The organism is Brevibacterium sanguinis (assembly GCF_039528855.1).
GTDB lineage: Bacteria > Actinomycetota > Actinomycetes > Actinomycetales > Brevibacteriaceae > Brevibacterium > Brevibacterium sanguinis.
In genome coordinates, this window is record NZ_BAAAMB010000015.1 from 25,838 (window position 1) to 45,589 (window position 19,752).

Here is a 19,752-nt window from a genome sequence, read left to right on the forward strand (position 1 = left end):
AATCCCAATGCGCATCTCAGTGCCCACAGAGGTCAAGAACAACGAGTTCCGCGTCGCCATCACCGCCGCCGGCGTCCACGAGCTCGTCTCCCGCGGTCACCAGGTCACCGTCCAGGCCGGAGCCGGCGAAGGATCATTCATCACCGACGATGAGTACATCGCAGCCGGCGCGAAGATCGCCCCCGACGCCGCCGCCACCTGGGCCGCCGGTGACATGGTCCTCAAGGTCAAGGAGCCCATCGCCTCCGAGTACGGCTTCCTCCGCCAGGACCTCATCCTCTTCACCTACCTCCACCTCGCCGCCGACGAAGCGCTGACGAAGGCGCTCATGGAGGCCGGCACCACGGCGATCGCCTACGAGACCGTCCAGCCCGACGGCGGCGGCCTGCCGCTGCTCGCGCCGATGAGCGAGATCGCCGGACGTCTCTCGACGCAGGTCGGCGCCCACAGCCTGCTCAAGGCCGAAGGCGGCCGCGGCGTGCTCCTCTCCGGCGTCCCCGGCACCGACAAGACCAATGTCGTCGTCATCGGCGCCGGTGTGGCCGGCACGAACGCCGCGCGCATGGCCCTCGGACTCGGCGCCAACGTCGAGGTCATCGACATCAACATCCCGCGTCTGCGCCAGATCGACGAGACCTTCGGCGGAGCGATCGCGACGAAGGTGTCGAACAAGTACGAGATCACGAAGTCGCTCTCGACCGCCGACCTCGTCATCGGCTCGGTCCTCATCCCCGGCAAGAAGGCTCCCAAGCTCGTCACCGACGAGATGGTCGCCGGCATGAAGCCCGGCTCGGTGCTCGTCGACATCGCCATCGACCAGGGCGGCTGCTTCGAAGGCTCGCACCCGACGACGCACGACGACCCGACCTACGTCGTCCACCAGTCGATCTTCTACTGCGTGGCGAACATGCCCGGCGCCGTGCCGAACACCGCGACCGCGGCCCTGACGAACGCGACCCTGCCCTTCGCCGTCAAGCTCGCAGACCAGGGCTGGCACAAGGCGCTGTCGAACGACGCCGGCCTCGCCCGCGGACTCAACGTCCACAACGGTCACGTCACCAATGACAACGTCGCCGAGGCGTTCGGCCTCGAGGCCGTCTCCGTCGAGCACGCACTCGCCAACTGAGCGTTCGCCGACTGAGCGGTCGCCGACTGAGCGGTCGCCGACTGAGCGGTCGCCGACTGAGCGGTCGCTAGCTGAGCGTTCGCCGCAGGCTGCGCGCCGATGACGGTTCGGCGAAGGCCGCTCGCGACAGCGTCGGGCCTCGCGCGGGCCTGACAGCGGCGCGCGGTCCGGCGGCGGTTGTCGCGAAAGGCACCCTCGGCTCCACACCCTCCCCGTGCACGCGGTGGGTATGGAGCTGCGGGTTCCTTTCGCTGTGCTCAGAGGTGTGTGTCGAGCGCAGGGGTGTGCGTCGAGCGCCGGGGTGTTCTTGCACCCCGAGGTTGTCCGCGGCGCTCCGCGTAGTCCCGGCAGCGCCCCGAGGTTGTCGGCAGTGCCCCACGGAGGTCCGGCGGCGCACTCCGCGGCGCCCCGCGGAGGTCCGGCGGCACCCAGAGGATGTCGGCGGACCTCAGTCGGCGCGGTCAGCCCTGGTCGGGCATCGTCGTCGAGCGGAAGTGCTCTTCGCACAGCCGCCCGGCCGCCTCGGCGTCCCCGTTGGCGATCGCCTCGACGATCGCGGCATGGTCGATGACCGCACGGTCGAAGAGCTCATGCGAGAACGGGTCGTGACGGAAGCCGGCGTTGATCCGGGTGTCGATGTCGATGGCCATGCGGACGAGTTCGGGATTGTGCCCGGCCCGGGCGATGGCGAAATGGAACCGCGCATCGGCCGTCCGAGCGGCGGCCGCCTCGGCGCGTTCGGAGTACACCGCGGCGAGCTCCCGGAGTTCGGCGAGCTCGTCCTCCGTCCGCCGCGTCGCCGCCGTGGCGGCCAGACCGTTCTGGAACACGGCGCGGGCGTCGAGGAGGTTCTTGCGCTCGGCGTAGAACTCCTCGATGCGTCCGGCCATGGGGGCCAGAGTGGCCGGTTCGACGTTGGCGACGAAGGTGCCGCCGCCGCGGCCTCGGCGCCGTTCGACGACTCCGAGGCGCTCGAGCCGCTCGAGAGCCGCCCGGACACTCGAGCGCGACACCTGCAGGTCAGCGGCCAGGGCCCGTTCGCCGGGCAGCAGGGTGCCCTCCGGCAGGGCTCCCACGGCGATGCCGGAGAGGATGTGGTCGGCGATCTGCTGAGGGGCGCTCGTCAGGCTCACCACCTCGCTCAGCCCGGAGAACTCCCCACCGGACACATCCGAACGCTCGCTCATCACACCTCCTGCGTCGATTCCGTCGTCATTGCTCACCCTCGAGTCTATGCTTCTGCGCCTCCACCCGGGGTCACGGGTGCGGGTGCGCGGTGGAATATCGACACGCCGGGGCTCTAGAATCGTGACCATCATGACTGTCCAGCCTCGCCTCATCACGCCCGGAACGCTCTCTCCCGAACGTCGGGTCCCCGCTTCGATCACCCGCCCCGAATACGTCGGTCGCGCCGATGCCGATGAGGGCCGCGGCGGCAACCACTACACGCCGGAGGAGATCGAGCGCGTCCGCACCGCCGGGACGATCGCCGCGAACGCGCTGGCCGCGGTCGGCGAGATCATCGCCCCCGGAGTGACGACGGATGAGATCGACCGGGTGGCCCACGAGTACATGGCCGACCACGGCGCCTACCCGTCGACGCTCGGCTACCGCGGGTTCCCGAAGTCGGTGTGCACCTCGGTCAACGAGGTCATCTGCCACGGGATCCCCGATTCCACCGAGCTCGTCGACGGCGACATCGTCAACGTCGACATCACCGCGTTCATCGGCGGCATGCACGGAGACACGAACTTCACCTTCGCCGTCGGTGACATCGACGAGGAGTCCCGTCTGCTCATCGAGCGGACGTGGGAGGCGACGATGCGCGGCATCAAGGCGGTGCGGCCCGGTCGGGAGATCAACATCATCGGCCGCGTCATCGAGAAGTACGCGCAGCGCTTCGGCTACGGCGTCGTCCGCGACTACAGCGGGCACGGGGTCGGACGGGAGTTCCATTCCGGGCTCATCGTCCCCCATTACGACGCCGCCCCGGCCCACGCCGAGGTGATGGAGCCGGGCATGATCTTCACGATCGAGCCGATGCTCAACCTCGGCACCGAGGCCTGGGACGTCTGGGACGACTCGTGGACGGTCGTGACGAAGGACCGGAAGCGCTCCGCCCAGTTCGAGCACACCATCGTCGTCACCGACACCGGTGCCGACATCCTCACCCTCCCCGATCCGGACACGGCGATCGCCGGAGGCCCGAGCCCCAAGGACACGCATGACTGACGACTCCCCCGCCCGTTTCGCGATCGGCATCGACATCGGCGGCACGGGCATCAAAGCCGCGCTCGTCGACACGGCGACCGGTCAGCTCGCGTTCAAGCGGGTCCGGGTCCTCACCCCGAAGCCGAGCACGCCGGTGGCGGTCGCCGATGCCATCGCCGAGGTGGTCGAGCTCCTCGTCGAGCGTGCCCTCGAACTCGAGGTCGTCGACGACCGGTCGTCCCTCGACGCGCTCCCCCTCGGCTGCGGGTTCCCCGGTGTCGTCCGTGACGACGAGGTCCACTACGCCGCGAACCTCGATCAGAGCTGGATCGGCTCGAACATCCAGTCGATCCTCCGCGAGCACGTCGGCCGGAAGTTCTTCATCATGAACGACGCCGATGCCGCGGGGCTCGCGGAGATGGTCTTCGGCGCCGGCCGGAAGTACCGGAAGAAGACCGTGCTGCTGACGACGCTCGGCACCGGCATCGGCACCGCGCTGTTCACTCAGGGCCGGCTGGTCCCCTATACCGAGCTCGGCCACATCGAGATGAATGGCCGCGACGCCGAGACGCAGGCGGCCGAATCGGTCAAGGTCCGCGAGGGACTCGAATACGACGAGTGGGCTGGTCGCCTCCAGCAGTACTACTCCCAGGTCGAGCTGCTCGTCGCCCCGGACCTCATCATCGTCGGCGGCGGCATCTCGAAGCAGCACGATGAGTTCCTGCCGCTCATCAAGACCCGCGCGCTCATGTGCCCGGCGAAGATGTTCAACAACGCCGGCATCGTCGGGGCCGCAATCCTCGCCGTCAACGACGGCAAAGCGCGAGTGAAGAAGGGCGAGAGCTGAGCGGTCCCAACTCGACGGGGTGACGAGGTGACTGAGGAGGACAGGCCACCGATACGCCGGGTTCTGTCATCGAGTCGGTTGCCCTTCTCGACTGACGGCCATCTATCTGGGACCGCTGTTGCCAACGGCCTCAAGCAATCCACCCGACGGCTCGGCGAGCAGCCTCGAACGCCGTCTGTCTGATCTTGCTCCGGATGGGGTTTACCCAGCAGCGCCGGTCACCCGGCACTCTGGTGGTCTCTTACACCACCGTTTCACCCTTACCCCGCGACACGATGTGCATCGTCTCGCGTGGCGGTCTGCTCTCTGTTGCACTTGCCCGCGGGTTGCCCCGGGTGGGTGTTACCCACCATCCCTGCTCTGCGGAGCCCGGACGTTCCTCAGCCCGAAGGCCGCGGCCGTCTGGTGACCTGTCCTCACCGACCAGTCTACTCGGATCGGCAGCAGGCGACGGCGACCTCCCACCCGGTGGTGACCAAGGCAACACGGACCGGGTCGGGGCGTGTCAGCCCTGCCGCCTACGATGGTGGGGTGAAGATCCTCCTCCCTCCCTCCGAAGGCAAGACCCCACCGGCGACCGGGGCACCGCTCGACCTGGCCGCCCTGTCGTCCCCGGATCTCACCGCCAAGCGACGGCAGGTGCTCGGAGCGCTGAAGAAGGCCTCGAAGCGCAAGGACGCGCTCACCGCCCTCGGCGTCGGCAAGTCACTCGCCGAGGAGGTCGCCCGCAACGTCACCATCGACGAGCAGCCGTGCGCTCCCGCCCTGCTCACCTACACCGGCGTCCTCTTCGAGGCGATGGGCGCGGCCGATCTCGTCGCCCTCGCCGAGTCCGATGCGGCGTTCGCTGACCGCCTCCGCGACGTCCACGTGTTCTCCGCGGTGTTCGGTCAGGTCGGCGGCCTCGACCCGATCCCCGCGTATCGCTTGGCGATGAAGACCGACCTCGGCCAGCTCGGCCGGCTGTCCTCGTGGTGGAAGCCGATCCTCGCGAAGTCCTTCACCGTCGCTGACGCCGAGGTCATCCTCGACTGCCGCTCGAGCGACTACCGGTCGGCGTGGCCGGGTCCCCACGGGCAGGTCGTCACGCTCGGGGCCATCAAGGCGACCGGGGACAAGCGCAGCGTCGTCTCCCACTGGGCGAAGTTCTACCGGGGCGAGTTCGTCGGCCGCCTGCTCCGTGACGAACGCCCGCTGCCGGAGAGCATCGACGCACTCGTCACCCGCGCCGCAGAGCACTATGAGGTGGAATTCGCCGAGGCGACCGCCACCCGACCGGCGGGACTGACGATCGTCCTGCGCGACTGAGCCCTCGGCTTCACGCGCGGCGGAGCAGGACCGCTTCGCACTCCTCGCAGGTGTGGACCTCGTTCGGGTCCTCGCTCAGCCACTGGTGCCACGTGGCGCCGCTGATCTCCTGACCGCAGGCCTGGCAGTTGGGGCCGGCGATGATCGCCGCGCCCGGCCCGCCCTGGGCGACGTTGCCCTCGAACCGGCGCACGAGGTCCGGCGGCAGGTCGGCCTTGAGCTGGGACTCCTGACTGCCGAGCTCGTCCATGTCCTCGGCCAGCGCCGCCTTGCGCTCCTTGATCGCCGTCTGGGTCGTCCGTCCCTGCTCCGTGACCTCGGCGATGCGGGATTCGATGTCCGCCAGCTCGGCCTGCGCGGTTTCGAGTCGCTCCATCGTCGCGAGCTCCGTGTCCTCGAATTCGGCGACCTTCGCCTCGTGGGCGGCGATCTCCTCCTGCAGGTGGACGAGGTCGCGGCTCGTCAGCCCCGTGCCGTCGTTGAGCTCGGTCGTCTTCTTCGCAATCTGCGCCGTCTGCTTGTCGATCGCGGCGGTGAGCTCGGCGGTCTCGCTCTCGAGCCCGGCGGTCACCTCGGCGGCGGCCGCCTTCTCCGCACTCAGCGCCTTGTGCCGCTCGATGAGCTCCTGCAGCTTCGGCCCCTCGGCGGGGTTCTCGTGTTCGTGGCGCAGGGCCCGTGACTTCGCCGTGAGCTCGATGAGCTCCTCGAGACGGGTGCGCTGATCGGCGGTGAGCTGCATGGTCATGTCCTAGAGCATCGAGGGCAGGGGTCAGTAGCGTTCGACCCAGGGGTCGGTGTTGACGGCGGAGGCCTGGAGGGCGACGGAGAGTCCGCGGGCGGCGAACTCGGCGTCGAGCGCCTCGGCGGCGACCGCCAGCCACACCGCCTCCGAGGCCCAATGCGAGACGTCGATGAGCTGGGGGCGGGCGTCGCCGCGATTGCCGGTGTCGAGGGCCTCGGTCGCCGGATGATGGCGGAGATCGGCGGTGACGTAGACGTCGGCACCGCTGGTGCGCACGGCGTCGAAGAGGGAGTCCCCCGCTCCCCCGCACACGGCGACCCGGGTCACCTCGGCGGCGGGGTCACCGGCGATGCGCACACCGGTCGTCGTCCGCGGCAGTCGACCGGCCAGGGTCCGGGCGATGTCGCGGACCGTCGTCGGCTCGCCGAGGTCGCCCACCCGACCGATGCCGCGTGCCGGATCCGCGGGGTCGGGGACGAGCGGTGAGGAGTCGGGGACGCCGATGAGGTCGATGAGGACGTCCGAGACTCCCCCGACGGCGGAGTCGGCATTGGTGTGCGCGTTGAACTGGGCGATGGCGTTCGTGATGAGCGTGTGGACGGCCCCGCCCTTGAGGGTGCCCGCGCTCACCGAGGAGACCGGGCGCAGCATGAGCGGATGATGGGTGAAGAGCAGGTCCGCGCCGAGGACGACCGCCTCGGCGATGACGGCATCGGTGGGATCGAGGGCGAGGAGGATCGAGCGCACCTCGGCATCGGGATCCCCGACCGCGAGACCGACGGTGTCCCAGTCCTCGGCCAGGGACGGCGGCCACAGGGAGTCGAAGACGTCCACACATTCGCTGACCGTCGGATATCTCATACGCCCACACTAATGCATCGTCACCGGCACTCATCCCGGGCGGTGGAGCGCACGCACCGCCCCCGGTCGGGCCGGTCCGCCTGCCATCGGCCGGAGTCGGCCCGGCCCTGGCACCGGAGAGCCCGATCTGTTCACTTGCCGAGGCGTCGCCGCTAGATTGGCCCCATGACCTCTACCGCGTCGACGACGACGTCGTCCCTGCAGCCCGTCTCCTCCACCGTCGCCGATCTCATCCGGCGCAGCGCCGACCGCTTCGGCTCCCGGACCGCCGTCGAGTTCGGCGACCGCACATGGTCCTATGCCGAGTTCGATTCCGCGGTCACCGCGATCGCCCGTGAACTCCGCCGCCTCGGGGCCGGTCCAGGCGACCGGATCGCCGCCTACGGCCGGAACTCGGACCTCTACGCCCTCGTCTATCTCGCGTGCGCCCGTGCCGGATTCATCCACGTGCCCGTGAACTTCCAGCTCACCGGGGACGAGCTCGACTACATCCTCGCCAACTCCGGGGCCGGGATCGTCGTCGCCGACTCCGACCTCGCCGAGGCGGTCTCCGCCACCGCCCATGGCGGCAGCGCCCGTCTCGTCGGGTTCGACGACTTCCTCGGTCCCGCCTCGGCGCCGGACATCGCCCCGGCCGGAGAGGGCGAGTTCGACGTCGCTGACACGGATGTCGCGCAGCTGCTCTACACCTCGGGGACCACCTCGGCGCCGAAGGGCGCGGTCATGACGCACCGCGCGCTCGTCCACGAATACCTCTCGTGCCTGACGAGCCTCGACTTCGCCGGCACCGACCGGGTCGTCCATGCGCTGCCGCTCTACCATTCGGCGCAGATGCACGTCTTCCTCCTCCCGCTGCTCGCCGTCGGCGCCCACAACATCATCGTCACCGCCCCCGTCCCGGACGACCTGCTCGCTCTCTTCGAGTCGCGGCGGATCAACTCCTTCTTCGCCGCCCCCACCGTGTGGGTGGCGCTCGCGAACAGTCCCGGCCTTGAGACGAGGAACCTCGACAGCCTCGAGAAGGCCTATTACGGGGCGTCGATCATGCCCGGCCCGGTGCTCGAGAAGCTGCGCACCCGGCTGCCCGGGCTCGGGTTCTACAACTGCTTCGGCCAGTCCGAGATGGGTCCGCTGTGCACGGTGCTCCGCCCCGAGGAGCACGACGCCCACCCCGGCTCGGCCGGACGCGCCGTCCTCTTCGTCGAGACGCGGGTCGTCGACGCCGCCGGTGAGGAGGTCGGCCCCGGTGAGCTCGGAGAGATCCTCTACCGGTCGCCGCAGCTGTGCGAGGGCTACTGGGACAGGCCCGAGGCGACCGACGCCGCCTTCGACGGCCAGTGGTTCCACTCCGGTGACCTCGTGCGGATGGATGCCGACGGCTACGTCGAGGTCGTCGACCGCGTCAAGGACGTCATCAACACCGGCGGGGTGCTCGTGGCCAGCCGGCAGGTCGAAGATGCGATCTTCGCGATGCCCGGAGTCGCCGAGGTCGCCGTCGTCGGCATCGCCGACGAGAAGTGGATCGAGGCGATCAGTGCCTTCGTCGTTCTCCGCGACGATGCCGGTGAGATCGCCGAGGCGGATGTCATCGCCCATGTCCGGGACCGTCTCGCCGGCTTCAAGGTGCCCAAGCGGGTGACGTTCGTCGCCGAGCTGCCGAAGAACTCCGCCGGCAAGATCCTCAAGCGATCGCTGCGGGAGACATGACCCCTCTCGTGCACAGCCGCCTCGGCGCGCATACACTGCACTGGGACCCGGTGAGGGTCCGGAGTCGACGGAAGGGAACACGAGGTGGACACGACCGCCAGATGGCAGTGGAGCCTCCACGGTGACGGCAGGACGATCCGTCCCGGGGAGATCGTGCTTCCCGAGGAGCGGCTGAGCTGGCCACGGACGATCGGGATCGGCGCCCAGCACGTCGTCGCGATGTTCGGGGCGACGTTCCTCGTCCCTCTGCTCACAGGCTTCCCGCCGTCGACGACGCTCTTCTTCACCGCGATCGGCACGCTTCTCTTCCTCCTCATCACGAAGGGGATGATGCCGTCCTACCTCGGCTCGTCGTTCGGCCTGCTCGCCCCCGTCGGGGCGGTCACCGGCTTCGCGGCGACCTCCGGGGAGCGGCTCGACTCGCAGGCGATGGCGCTCGCCCAGGGCGGGATCATCTCCGTCGGGGTGACCCTGGCGCTTGTCGGCATCGTCGTCCACTTCGCCGGGGTGCGGTGGATCGAGGTGACGATGCCGCCGGTCGTCACCGGTGCGATCGTCGCCCTCATCGGCCTCAACCTCGCCCCCGCCGCCTGGGGGTGGGTGCAGCAGGCGCCGCTCACCGCAGTCATCACGATCGCCGTCATCGTCGTCTCCTCCGTGCTCTTCAAGGGCATGCTCGGGCGGCTGTCGATCCTCATCGGCGTGCTCGTCGGCTACGGTGCGGCACTCGTCCAGGGGGAAGTGAACTTCTCCACCGTGTCCTCCGCCGCCTGGATCGGCCTGCCGACCTTCCACGCCCCGGCCTTCGATCTCGGGTACCTCGGACTCTTCCTGCCCGTCGTCCTCGTCCTCGTCGCCGAGAACATCGGGCATGTGAAGTCCGTGGCCGCGATGACCGGCCGCGATCTCGACGGACTCACCGGCCGGGCCCTCTTCGCCGACGGACTCGCCACGACGCTCGCCGGGGCCGGCGGCGGATCGGGCACGACGACGTACGCGGAGAACATCGGCGTCATGGCCGCGACGAAGATCTACTCGACGGCCGCGTACTTCTGTGCCGCGATCATCGCCCTCATCCTCAGTCTGCTGCCGAAGTTCGGGGAGATCATCGCGACGATCCCACCCGGTGTGCTCGGCGGGGCAGCGACCGTGCTCTACGGGATGATCGGCCTCCTCGGGGTGCGCATCTGGGTGGAGAACCGGGTCGACTTCGCCAATCCGATCAACCTCAACACCGCAGCGGTGTCCCTCATCGTCGCGATCGCGAACTTCACGTGGACCCCGGCCGGACTCGAGTTCGCCGGGATCGCCCTGGGCACCGCCTCGGCGATCGTCATCTACCAGCTGATGACGCTCATCGCCCGGTGGCGCGGCACCGCGCCGGTCCCCGTCGAGGCGGGGGCCGGCGCGATGGCAGACCAGTCGGAGCCGAAGAGCACTCAGTAGGTGACGACGGCGCGGAAGCGGACGTCACCGGCGGTGACCTTGGCGACCGCCTCGGTGATGTCCTCCTTGTCGAAGACCTCGATCATCGGCTTCACCTTGCCCGATGCCGCGATCTCGAGTGCTTCGGTGAGGTAGTTGAGCCCGTTGTGCGTGGCGCCGATGACCTTCTGACGCTGCGCGAAGAACGGCTGCGGCTCGGTCGGGATCGTGAAGTCGTCGAACGGGTCGAGACCGACGAGAACTGCACGACCGTCGTGCCGCAGGCCCTTGAACGCGTCCCTGCCGGACTCGTAGGAATTCGAGCTCAGAAGCAGGACATCGGCGCCGCCTGCCGCCTGGAGCTCCGCGCCGTCGGCGACGACGAGATCAGCGCCGAGGTCGCGGGCCAGGTCATGCTTGTCCGGCGAGTGGGTCACCGCGATCGTCCTGAAGCCGGCTGCCTTCGCATACTGGACCGCAAGGTGACCGAGACCGCCGATCCCGACGACGGCGATCGTCTCGCCCGGCTGAGGATCAGCCGCGCGCAGTCCGCTCCACACGGTGTACCCGGCGCAGAAGATCGGTGCGGCCTCCTCATAGGACAGTCCGTCGGGGATGAGCACGGTGCCGGTCGCGGTGGCCGCGATGTACTCGGCGTGTCCGCCCTGGGTGGTGAACCCGGTGAGCCGGGCATTCGGGCAGTTGACCGCGGCCTGGCCGGACAGCGGCAGGTTCTCGCGGCAGTAGTCGCACCGTCCGCACGTCGACTGCACCCACGTGGTGCCGACCCGGTCGCCGACCTTGCGGCCGGTGACGCCCTCGCCGACCTCGACGATCTCGCCGACGACTTCGTGTCCCGGGGTGTTGGGGAACAGATCGCCGGCGGCACCGCGCGTCGTCCAGATGTCGGTGAAGCAGATGCCGGTGGCGTGGACCTTGATGAGGACCTGACCGGGTGCGGCGGTCGGGGTGGGAACCTCCCGCAGCTCCCAGGTGCCGTTGAGTTCGGGAATGACTGCTGCCTTCATGTTGGTGACCTTTCAACAGGGTGGTGCTCGGGGGCGAATCCGGTGAGTGGTCCTCACCGGATTCGTGATGACACCATCGACATTAGATGTCACAGCATGCCGTGTGACCAGCAGAGCACGCCGAGGTGCTTGCCGATCGCGCCACGATCGCCTGGCGTCCTTTGCGGGTGGACTGGCGTGCAGTACCGGTGGTCCGCGCTGCGTTCTCGGCTACGCTTCGACCATGGCCGGAACCCGATTCGATCTCGATCCGAGCATCGCCGTGCTCCTGCGCGATCTCGACATCTCCCCCGCCCTCGTCCTCCGTCGCGCGAGCCTGCCCGGGGATCTGCTTTCGCGTGGAGCGACCGAGCTCGACACCGCGGACTACTACCGCTTCTGGGCGGCGATCGCCGACGAGGCGGAGCGTCTCGGCACCGCGGCGGAGGCGGCCGTCGCGATCGGCGAGGCGATCTCCGTCGAGCACTTCTCCCCACCGCTGTTCGCTGCGCTCTCGAGTCAGGATCTGCGCACGGCAGCCGAGCGCCTGGCCGTCTACAAACCGCTCATCGGTCCGGTTGCCCTCGTCGTCGACAGCGCAGCCGACCTCACCATCGCCTATCGGTGGCCGAGCACGCAGGAGCCGCCGGTCCTCCTCGCCATGGCCGAAATCCTCTTCTGGGTGGCCCTCGCCCGCTTGGCAACGCGGGAGCCGATCCGCCCGGTGCGAGTGTCGATGCCGCAGCTTCCTCAGGATCCCGGCGTGCTCGAAGAATTTCTCGGAGCGCGGGTGCGGACAGGAGACGCCTGGTCGGTCACCTTCGCGCAGGCTGATTCCACACGGCCGTTCCTCACCGAGAATGAGGGGATGTGGCAGGTCTTCGCGCCCGAGCTGCGCCGCCGGCTCGCCGATCTCGACGCGGGAGCAAGCACGAGCGACCGCGTGCAGTCAGCCTTGGTCGAGACGCTGCCGGCAGGCGATCCGTCGATCGGCGCCGTCACACGGCGGTTGGCGACAAGTCCGCGCACCCTGCAACGGCAGCTCAAAGCCGAGGGGACGTCGTTCCAGGCGGTGCTCGCCGAGACGCGCGAGAACCTCGCACGCCACTATCTCGTGCGCAATGATCTGCGCACCGCCGAGATCGCCTTCCTCCTCGGCTACACCGACACGAACTCGTTCTATCGCGCGTTCAAGACCTGGACCGGAATGACGCCGGAAGGTGCGCGAACGGGCCTCATCGAGGCCTCGGCGGTCCGGCCCTAGTCAGCGGGCGGCGTTGAAGACCGTCTGGATCTCCGCGATCTTCCCGCCCTCGAAGCGCAGCCATGTTGCGGCCGGGATCGCCGGGGAGCCGGAGGTCGCGAGTTCGGACCAGATGAGGGCGTTGTCGTCGTCGGAGAGCTGGACCTTGACGTCGTCGGAGGTCGTCATCGAGCCCATCTCCGCGAGACCCCGGACGACCTCCTCGGCGCCGGAGGCCTGAGCGACGGGCCCGGTGAACGTGACATCGGGGGTGACGAGCGAGCTGAGGGTGTCGGCGTCGCCGCCGACGAGAGCGGTGTGGAACTGCTGGGCGAGATCTGCGGTGGCCATGATGGGTCCTCTTCCTGAAGCGGTGGTGCTCGGAATCGTGCGGATGTCCCCACGATCATGGCAACATTTCGCCACCCTGGCAATGGGGCAAGCACACTTCCCAGCCTCGGCGATCACCGCAACTGTCCGGAGCCCGGCAGCCGTGGGGCCTGCTCATCCGGCAGTGCGCCGGTCGGGGCGCACTGCCGGACGGGTGTGGATCAGGCGTCCTGATCGACGTTCTCGCGGTTGCTCTCGGCGAGATCGGCCTCAGCGGAGACGCCGCGGAGCATGATGCCCGCGAAGATCGCCACGGCCACGAGGATCGCCGTGGCGATGCCGCCGGTCAGCGACAGTGCCGTCGTGAAGGACTCCATGGCTGCCGATGCCAGGGCGGCGCCGATGTCACCGGAGATCTGCTCTGCGTAGAGCAGCGCCGCCGCAAGGGTCTCCTTGGCGGCCTCGAGCACCTCGCCGGGCAGTCCCGCCGGCACCGAGTCCTCGAGGTTCGTGCGGTAGAAGCCGAGCAGCACGGATCCGAGGACCGCGATGCCGAACGAGGTGCCGACCTCGTAGCCGGTGTTGCTGATCGCCGCAGCCTGACCGGACTCCTCGGGGCGGACCGAGCTCATGATGATGTCGTTGGTCAGCGTCAGACCCACACCCGCGCCGAGACCGACGAGGGAGAGGGCCACGGCGATGACCCACGGGTGAGTATCCGGGGTGAGCGTGAGCAGGATCGCGAATCCGCCCGCGGTGACGAGCATGCCCGCGGTGACGATGATCGACGTCGGAATGCGCTTGACCAGCGCCGCGGCGACGAAGCCCGCACCTGCCGAGACGAGCGCCTGCGGCAGCATCCACAGGGCGGATTCGATGATCGAGAGTCCCGCGACGAGCTGGAGGAACTGCGTGAGCGCGAACATGGCTCCGACCAGGGCGAACACCGACAGGAAGTTCGTCACCACGGCACCGGTGAAGGCTCGTCCCTTGAAGAGGCGGACGTTGATCATCGGCAGAGGCATCCGCAGCTGCCGGATGACGAAGAGGACGAGGAGCACGAGACCGGCGACGAAGGTGACGACGGCGATGCCGGGCTCATCGCCCTCGGCGAAGGTCTTCACTCCGTAGATGACGGCGATCATGCCGGCCAGGGAGAGGACGATGCTGAGGAGGTCGACGCGACCGGGGTTGGGGTTCCTGCTCTCCGGGACGAGGAAGGGCGCGAGGACGAGCAGGAGGATCATCACCGGGATGTTCATGAGGAACGCGGCATGCCAGCTGAACGCCTCGATGAGGGCGCCGCCGACGATGGGTCCGGCAGCGGCGCCGAGTGCTCCGGCCGCCGCCCACACGGCCATCGCGGTGCGGCGCTCGTTGCGGTCGAGGAACATGTTGCGGATGAGTGAGAGAGTGCCGGGCATGATCGCGGCACCGGACATGCCGAGGAGGGCCCTGGCGGCGATGAGCATCCAGGCCTCGGTCGACAGCGCTCCGATCACCGAGGCGATCGCGAAGCCGACCGCGCCGATGAGGAGCACCTTCCGTCTGCCGAAGCGATCACCGAGTGAGGCCATGGTGACGAGCAGGCCGGCGAGCATGAGCGAGTAGATGTCGAGGATCCACAGCTGCTGCGCACCGGAGGGTTCGAGTTCCGCGGTGATCTCGCCGAGGGCGAAGATCAGCACCATGCTGTCGATGGCGATGAGCAGCATCGGCAGCACGAGCACGGCCAGACCGACCCAGGTGCGGGCTGTGGCCCGAGGGGGTGTGGTGTCCATGAGGTTCCTTCTCCTTTCGAGTTACTTCACCAATGAGTGTACTACACCGAAAGGTATACTTATGACATCGAGAGGAGAACCCATGGCACGACCGAGCGCACGACGCAAACTCATCGAGGCGGCACTGACCGTGGTGGAGGAGCGAGGGATCACCGCCCTCACGCTTGACTCCGTCGCCGAGGAGGCGGGGGTGACCAAACGCGGCCTGCTCTACCACTTCGCGAGCAAGCACGCCCTGCTCGCGGGCATCCATGAGCATCTGGCAGCCCGCATCGAGGAGGACCTCCTCGCCGCGACCGGAAAGGCACCCGAGGAGGCGAGCCTCGTCGAACGCACCCGCGGCTACGTGCGGGCGGCGCTGAAGACGCCGAGCACCGTGGAGCTGCGTCTCATCATGGAAGCAGCGAACGAACCGGAGTGGATCGCACCCTGGGAGGAGGTCTATCGGCGCTGGTTCCCCGATGAGGGCGTCCCCGTCGATGAGCTCGATGACGTCTCGCTGCGGTGCCTGGTCGCCCGCATGGCCGCGGACGGCTCCTGGGGGTATGAGAGCATTCTCACCGCGCCGATGAGCGCGTCAGCGCGCGAACGCCTCATCGGCCGGATCCTCGCCGACCTCGGCGAGGACTGATCGCGCCTGGGCGAAGACAAACCTCGCTCAGTGCTCGTGGGAGCTGAGGTCGGCCGGCGGCAGGTATCTGATGAGCCGATCCTGATCGACGTCGAGGATCCTGCGATCCCAGTTCGCGAGGTCCGCGGCGCGGTCGTAGACCTCGTCGAGGAACGTCAGCAGCGTGCCTTCGGGATCGTCGGCGGTGCGGACATCGGCGTAGGGCAGGAGGTACTCCCCCAGGCTCGCGTCGTATCCGCCGGCGGTGAGCTTCCCGTCGTAGTAGCCTTTCGGCGCCGGATACGCGTAGGCGTAGAAAGAGCCTTCGGCGCTGCCGCCGGCCCAGAACCCGACGGCGACGTTCTCCCGGTCCTCGGCTTCGGCCATCACCCAGGGCGGGCAGTTCGGGGGTGAGGCCGTGCTCGGTGGGGCGACTCGTCCCGAATAGCGTGTCGCGGAGAGGTCCATCGACCCCCAGAACAGTTGGACGGGGCTTGCTTTGCCTGCGAATCCGGCGCGCCAGTAGGCGAAGACGTCATCGATGTGCTGGAGCTGTCGCCACCACAACCGCACGGCGTCGGCATCGTATTCCCGTGGCCGTGTGTCTTCGGCGAACGGGGTGGCCTGGGGCAGTTCGTTCGGCCATGCCCACACTGTGCACGGGGCGCCGAGCCTGGTCAGGGCCGCCATCACGGCGGCGTAGAAGTCGGCGACCGACTGGGGCTTCAGCGGCACGGTCTCGATGTCGCCGGTGCTCGCTCGCAGCACGAGTTCGTCGGCGATGAAGTCGAATTCCGCGTCGAAGGTCCGCCCCTGTTGGCGCATGAGGATCTGTGTGCGCAGTCCGCGAGCGCTGACGTCATAGGTGACGTTCCACCAGTGGTTGATGAGCGTCGTGGAGACCAGTTCGATCTTCCCGACGATCTGCAGCCACTGGTGCAGGTTCTCCCGCGTGCCCGTCCAGTCATCGATGCGCAGCTGCGGCCACGAGGACCCTGTCATTTCCGTTCCCATCGCCCACCCGGCCTTCTCGTGGTCACAGGCACGCCTGTGACCGATGGAGTTTCGCTCAACCTAGAAGGTGCGCGGTCACCCGTCAAGGGCGGCGCCGGTGGATGTGCCGGATTCGTGTCGTCGCCGGGCGTTCTCATCGCCGGCGACAGTGGCTAGCGCGCGGCCTCGGGAGGCGGTGATTCGCTGTCGTCTGCGGCATCACCGCTGCCGGGGATGAGGAGGGCGACGAGGTAGGCGATGCCCGCCCCGACGACGAGCGGCAATGCGACCGGGGTGTCGACGAGGAGGACGAGGATGAGGAGGACGGCCAGAGGGCGACGCCATCCGACGGCGGTTGTTGCCGCCATTCCCGTCGCCATGGCCGCTCCGACGGCGAGACCCGGGATGAGGACGGCAGCGGCGGCGCCGATGGCCGAACCGATGAAGATCAGCGGGAAGAACTCCCCTCCCCGCCATCCGCTGACGAGGCAGAGCGACAGCGCGACGATCTTCGCTGCTGCGACGAGGAGCAGCGTCGGCCAGGCTCCGGAGTCGGTGAGCACCTGGAGGTCGTGCAGTTCATGATGGCCGGAGAAGCGGACCAGGGGGACGAGGACAGCGAGGACGGCGAAGAGGATCGTGCCGATGGCGATCGTCGCCCACGTGCGACGGATGCGCTGCGCTGCGACCTCGAGCAGATGGTGGAGGGCGCGGAAGGCCAGGCCGGCGGCTGCCGCGATGCCGGCGACGGCGAGCAGCCACGGGCTGAAGTAGGCGACGTCGACCGGTGGCAGGGAGATGCGTGCACCGCTGCCCTCGGGCATCGCCCTCATGACGGCGAGAAAGACGAAGAACCCGGCGAAGGCCGCGCCGAACTGGAGGACCTTCTGCGGACCGAGCTGGTCGCCGTCGATCGCGGCCGCGCCCGGTGGGGACCCGTAGAAGCCACCGAGGGCGCCGGCGCTGCCGGCCTGGCCGATCGTGCGGCGCATGGCGACGTCTTCGCCGATGAGGTGGGCGACGATCGTCGAGAGCTGCGCGACGACGGCGACGATGCCGGCTTCGGGTCCGATGGCACCGCCGAAGGCGACCGCGACGATCGCGGCGAAGGCCGTGGTGAGCACGGCGCGCCGAGGCAGTCCGTCGGGGTCACCGGACTGATTGAGCAGAGTCTGGAGATCCTCGGTCGGGGCGGCTCGGTCGATGAGGATGAGCAGGGCACCACCGGCGAGGATGGTCACGAGGATCTGGGTCGTCGCATCACTGAAGAGTTCACCGCCGGCTCCCCAGACGAGGTTCTGGAGGGCGGTCATGCCGCTGAAGGTCAGCGCCGCGACGAGTCCTGCGATGCCGCCGTAGACGATGGCCAGCAGCGTCAGGCGTGGGGTGACGCCGGCGAAGCGCGCCTTCACGGGTGGTCCGCCGGACCGGCCTGCCGTCGGCTGACGATGCGCGAGAGTTCACTGGCGAAGAGTCCGAGGAAAACGAGGTCGAAGACGAAGACCGCGGAGACGAGGATGCGCGAGAGCTGACCGGTGGCGACGATGTCACCGTAGCCGGTCGTCGTCATCGTCGTCAGCGTGAAGTAGAGGGCGTCGACGCGGGTGTCGATGCCGTCGAACTCGGCGGGATTGTTCGTCGCGACGACGAAGAAGACCGCGGAGAAGGTCGCCGCGACGAGGACGAAGGAGAGGACGAGGAGCGGCAGATTGGTGTCCGTGCGGCGCAGGCGCAGCAGGGCGAAGGCGAGGACCGACAGCGCCGCCGCGGTCGCGAGCAGGCGTTCGATCGCACCCATTTCGGAGCTGGCCAGGGGAACCGTGAAGTAGAGCGCGAGGACGGCCAGGGGTCCGACGATGAGACTGAGTGCGCGCAACCCTGGGGAGCTCATGAGCTGCTGCCTGCTGGGGCGTCGGCTGGGTCGGCCGTCTGAGGAGGGGGCGTTCACGCCTTGATTGTATGCGGAGACCAGAGGCACTCCTCTCTTTGTCAGGCGTCCGCGCGCTTCGAAAGCGCCGTCAGCGAAGCAGTAATCGATTGTGTCACCAGTGTTGACAGCAACGCTGACTCGCCATAGTGTGTGTGACGCACACAACAACGATGTGAAGGGTGCACCCGATGACTGCAGCAACCACGTCCACCAGGCGTGTCTCCCGCCGTGGCCTGCTCGGTCTCGGTGCCGCCGGGACCGCTGCAGTTCTCTCCCGCCCCGAATCAGCAGCAGCTGAACCGGACATATCTGAGAACCGAATGTGGGACGTCATCGTTGTCGGCGCTGGTCCCGCCGGGCTCGGAGCTGCGCGGGACCTCGCGGACGCAGGCAAACTCGTGCTCATCCTCGAAGCCCGTTCAAGGATCGGCGGTCGACTCTTCACCGATGCGTCATCGATGTCCGTACCGGTCGAGCGCGGCGCCGAGCTCGTTCACGGCCCAGACGTCTCGACCTGGGATCTCATCCACTCCGCTGGGCTGACGACGCATCGCCAGGCGGCCATTGCCGGCAGACTCTCTCCAGACACGCCGTGGATCCGGTCGAACACATTCGACACGTTTCGTTTCCCGCTCGGTGCACCCACATATCCGCAAGGACTGCCCGCACCCCGCTCAGGTGAAACGGCGCTGATGTGGCTGAAAAGGGTCGGCATCTCAGCGGACAATTATCCGATCACTGTCGCCGCACTCGAAGTCGACAGCGAGCAGTTCGATATCGCCCCCGCCGACCCGGTGTACTACACAGTGCTCGAAGCACTCGACCTCCAGGATCGCAATGGACCAATCCCACCGGACGAATCCGGCGACTACCGGGTCATCGGCGGCTACAACCAGATACTTGAGCCGCTTTCTCGCGACATTTCCCTTCTGCTCGATCACCCGGTAGCTCAGGTGAACTACCGAAGCAGCCGAGTCACCGTCGTTGCCGGGAGTAGAGAATTCAAGGCCCGCGCCGTCGTTCTCGCCGTCCCAGGTGGCGTGCTCCAAACCGACGACATCGTCTTCGATCCGCCGCTGCCGGGGGATCGTCGAGTCGCTATTGACGAGATCAGCTACCTTTCGGTCTTCAAAGGAATCTTCGAGTTCGAGCGACCAGTTCTCCCCCCTTCGCATTCTCAGGCACCCGACTGGGATGTGCTGGCGACGTTCTCGGTCAACCCGCCCAGTCTGTGGAATGCGTCCGCTGGCACGCCTGACTTCCCCGGGGAGATCGTTGTGTCATGGATGACCGGCGGAAAGGCGCAGGAGCTGCTCGACCTGCCCGAAGTCGAACGGATGGCACTCGCTCTCGAGAGCATTCGCGTCTCCACCGGAGTGCCCGATCTGCAACCGGTCGCCTCGGTGACGAAGGACTGGTCAAAAGATCGATTCGCGCGTGGCGCGTATCCGGGACCGTTCTCCCGACGCGACGGCCTGCACGCACCGATTGATTCCCGGCTCTACTGGGCCGGAATCGTCACGTGTCGACTGTTCACACGTCGCGGGATTCGGGCATCGCGGCGGCGCAGGCGGTCCTGAGTGATCATCCCTGAGATGGGCTCGCAGACATCCTCACCCACCCACCGAGCA

General features: G+C 68.1%; 18 protein-coding genes and 1 other RNA gene. 9 read left to right on the forward strand and 10 right to left on the reverse strand.

The genetic code is table 11. From position 1 onward, the window contains the following. Positions 1 to 7: 7 nt before the first annotated feature. Positions 8 to 1,126 (forward strand): alanine dehydrogenase, encoded by a 1,119-nt coding sequence (ald, locus tag ABD154_RS15650; protein WP_198498727.1) that lies wholly within the window; start codon positions 8 to 10, stop codon positions 1,124 to 1,126. A 461-nt stretch (positions 1,127 to 1,587) separates the two neighbouring features. Here ald and ABD154_RS15655 read toward each other — a convergent pair whose 3' ends face one another. Further along, positions 1,588 to 2,313, reverse strand: a complete 726-nt coding sequence (locus ABD154_RS15655; protein ID WP_198498726.1) for a FadR/GntR family transcriptional regulator — start codon at positions 2,311 to 2,313, stop codon at positions 1,588 to 1,590. A 130-nt stretch (positions 2,314 to 2,443) separates the two neighbouring features. On the opposite strand from ABD154_RS15655, the gene map reads away from it, so the two are divergent. Next, positions 2,444 to 3,358: a type I methionyl aminopeptidase gene (map, locus tag ABD154_RS15660; RefSeq protein ID WP_198498725.1), complete on the forward strand. Its 915-nt coding sequence runs from the start codon at positions 2,444 to 2,446 to the stop codon at positions 3,356 to 3,358. Beyond that, positions 3,351 to 4,184: a polyphosphate--glucose phosphotransferase gene (ppgK, locus tag ABD154_RS15665; RefSeq protein ID WP_198498724.1), complete on the forward strand. Its 834-nt coding sequence runs from the start codon at positions 3,351 to 3,353 to the stop codon at positions 4,182 to 4,184. Before map ends, ppgK begins: the two co-directional genes overlap by 8 nt. Positions 4,185 to 4,220: 36 nt before the next feature. Here the strand turns inward: ppgK and rnpB are convergent. Next, positions 4,221 to 4,598: RNase P RNA component class A (gene rnpB / locus ABD154_RS15670), an RNA gene on the reverse strand. 117 nt (positions 4,599 to 4,715) lie between these two features. Between rnpB and ABD154_RS15675 the strand changes: the two genes are divergently transcribed. Continuing rightward, on the forward strand, positions 4,716 to 5,492 hold the full coding sequence (locus ABD154_RS15675) for a YaaA family protein (RefSeq protein ID WP_198498723.1): 777 nt from the start codon (positions 4,716 to 4,718) through the stop codon (positions 5,490 to 5,492). Positions 5,493 to 5,502: 10 nt separating this feature from the next. Here ABD154_RS15675 and ABD154_RS15680 read toward each other — a convergent pair whose 3' ends face one another. Both ABD154_RS15680 and ABD154_RS15685 read right to left on the reverse strand, forming a co-directional pair. Then, positions 5,503 to 6,237 carry a zinc ribbon domain-containing protein gene (locus tag ABD154_RS15680; protein ID WP_232623593.1) on the reverse strand — a complete coding sequence of 245 codons (735 nt, stop codon included), beginning with the start codon at positions 6,235 to 6,237 and terminating at the stop codon, positions 5,503 to 5,505. 24 nt (positions 6,238 to 6,261) lie between these two features. Further along, positions 6,262 to 7,095: a Nif3-like dinuclear metal center hexameric protein gene (locus ABD154_RS15685; RefSeq protein ID WP_198498722.1), complete on the reverse strand. Its 834-nt coding sequence runs from the start codon at positions 7,093 to 7,095 to the stop codon at positions 6,262 to 6,264. Between the two features lie 165 nt (positions 7,096 to 7,260). Here ABD154_RS15685 and ABD154_RS15690 point away from each other — a divergent pair, with 165 nt between their 5' ends. Together ABD154_RS15690 and ABD154_RS15695 are read left to right on the forward strand one after the other, a co-directional pair. Further along, positions 7,261 to 8,802: a fatty acyl-CoA synthetase gene (locus ABD154_RS15690; RefSeq protein WP_344251615.1), complete on the forward strand. Its 1,542-nt coding sequence runs from the start codon at positions 7,261 to 7,263 to the stop codon at positions 8,800 to 8,802. A gap of 84 nt (positions 8,803 to 8,886) precedes the next feature. Then, positions 8,887 to 10,248, forward strand: a complete 1,362-nt coding sequence (locus ABD154_RS15695; RefSeq protein WP_198498720.1) for a uracil-xanthine permease family protein — start codon at positions 8,887 to 8,889, stop codon at positions 10,246 to 10,248. On the opposite strand, the gene ABD154_RS15700 is transcribed toward ABD154_RS15695, so the two are convergent. After that, positions 10,242 to 11,255, reverse strand: a complete 1,014-nt coding sequence (locus ABD154_RS15700; protein WP_198498719.1) for an alcohol dehydrogenase catalytic domain-containing protein — start codon at positions 11,253 to 11,255, stop codon at positions 10,242 to 10,244. The two genes, ABD154_RS15695 and ABD154_RS15700, sit on opposite strands and share 7 nt — an antisense overlap. Before the next feature lie 223 nt (positions 11,256 to 11,478). Here ABD154_RS15700 and ABD154_RS15705 point away from each other — a divergent pair, with 223 nt between their 5' ends. Beyond that, positions 11,479 to 12,498: an AraC family transcriptional regulator gene (locus tag ABD154_RS15705; protein ID WP_198498718.1), complete on the forward strand. Its 1,020-nt coding sequence runs from the start codon at positions 11,479 to 11,481 to the stop codon at positions 12,496 to 12,498. Here ABD154_RS15705 and ABD154_RS15710 read toward each other — a convergent pair whose 3' ends face one another. After that, positions 12,499 to 12,828, reverse strand: a complete 330-nt coding sequence (locus tag ABD154_RS15710) for a nuclear transport factor 2 family protein (RefSeq protein WP_198498717.1) — start codon at positions 12,826 to 12,828, stop codon at positions 12,499 to 12,501. It abuts the gene before it with no gap. 200 nt (positions 12,829 to 13,028) lie between these two features. Beyond that, positions 13,029 to 14,588 (reverse strand): MFS transporter, encoded by a 1,560-nt coding sequence (locus ABD154_RS15715; protein ID WP_198498716.1) that lies wholly within the window; start codon positions 14,586 to 14,588, stop codon positions 13,029 to 13,031. Between the two features lie 82 nt (positions 14,589 to 14,670). Here ABD154_RS15715 and ABD154_RS15720 point away from each other — a divergent pair, with 82 nt between their 5' ends. After that, positions 14,671 to 15,219, forward strand: coding sequence for a TetR/AcrR family transcriptional regulator (locus ABD154_RS15720; RefSeq protein ID WP_198498715.1), 549 nt, complete (start codon positions 14,671 to 14,673; stop codon positions 15,217 to 15,219). A 27-nt stretch (positions 15,220 to 15,246) separates the two neighbouring features. On the opposite strand, the gene ABD154_RS15725 is transcribed toward ABD154_RS15720, so the two are convergent. The 3 genes from ABD154_RS15725 to ABD154_RS15735 all read right to left on the reverse strand — a co-directional run bounded on the left by ABD154_RS15725 (position 15,247) and on the right by ABD154_RS15735 (position 18,067). Beyond that, positions 15,247 to 16,212, reverse strand: a complete 966-nt coding sequence (locus ABD154_RS15725; protein ID WP_232623592.1) for a DUF5996 family protein — start codon at positions 16,210 to 16,212, stop codon at positions 15,247 to 15,249. Between the two features lie 152 nt (positions 16,213 to 16,364). Next, a complete protein-coding gene (locus ABD154_RS15730) occupies positions 16,365 to 17,603 on the reverse strand; it encodes a chloride channel protein (RefSeq protein ID WP_198498714.1) in 1,239 nt (412 codons plus the stop codon). Continuing rightward, positions 17,600 to 18,067, reverse strand: a complete 468-nt coding sequence (locus ABD154_RS15735; RefSeq protein ID WP_198498713.1) for an ion channel — start codon at positions 18,065 to 18,067, stop codon at positions 17,600 to 17,602. The genes ABD154_RS15730 and ABD154_RS15735 overlap by 4 nt, the downstream gene beginning before the upstream one ends. Before the next feature lie 242 nt (positions 18,068 to 18,309). Between ABD154_RS15735 and ABD154_RS15740 the strand changes: the two genes are divergently transcribed. Then, positions 18,310 to 19,701 carry a flavin monoamine oxidase family protein gene (locus tag ABD154_RS15740; RefSeq protein WP_198498712.1) on the forward strand — a complete coding sequence of 464 codons (1,392 nt, stop codon included), beginning with the start codon at positions 18,310 to 18,312 and terminating at the stop codon, positions 19,699 to 19,701. The last annotated feature ends 51 nt before the right edge of the window (positions 19,702 to 19,752 follow it).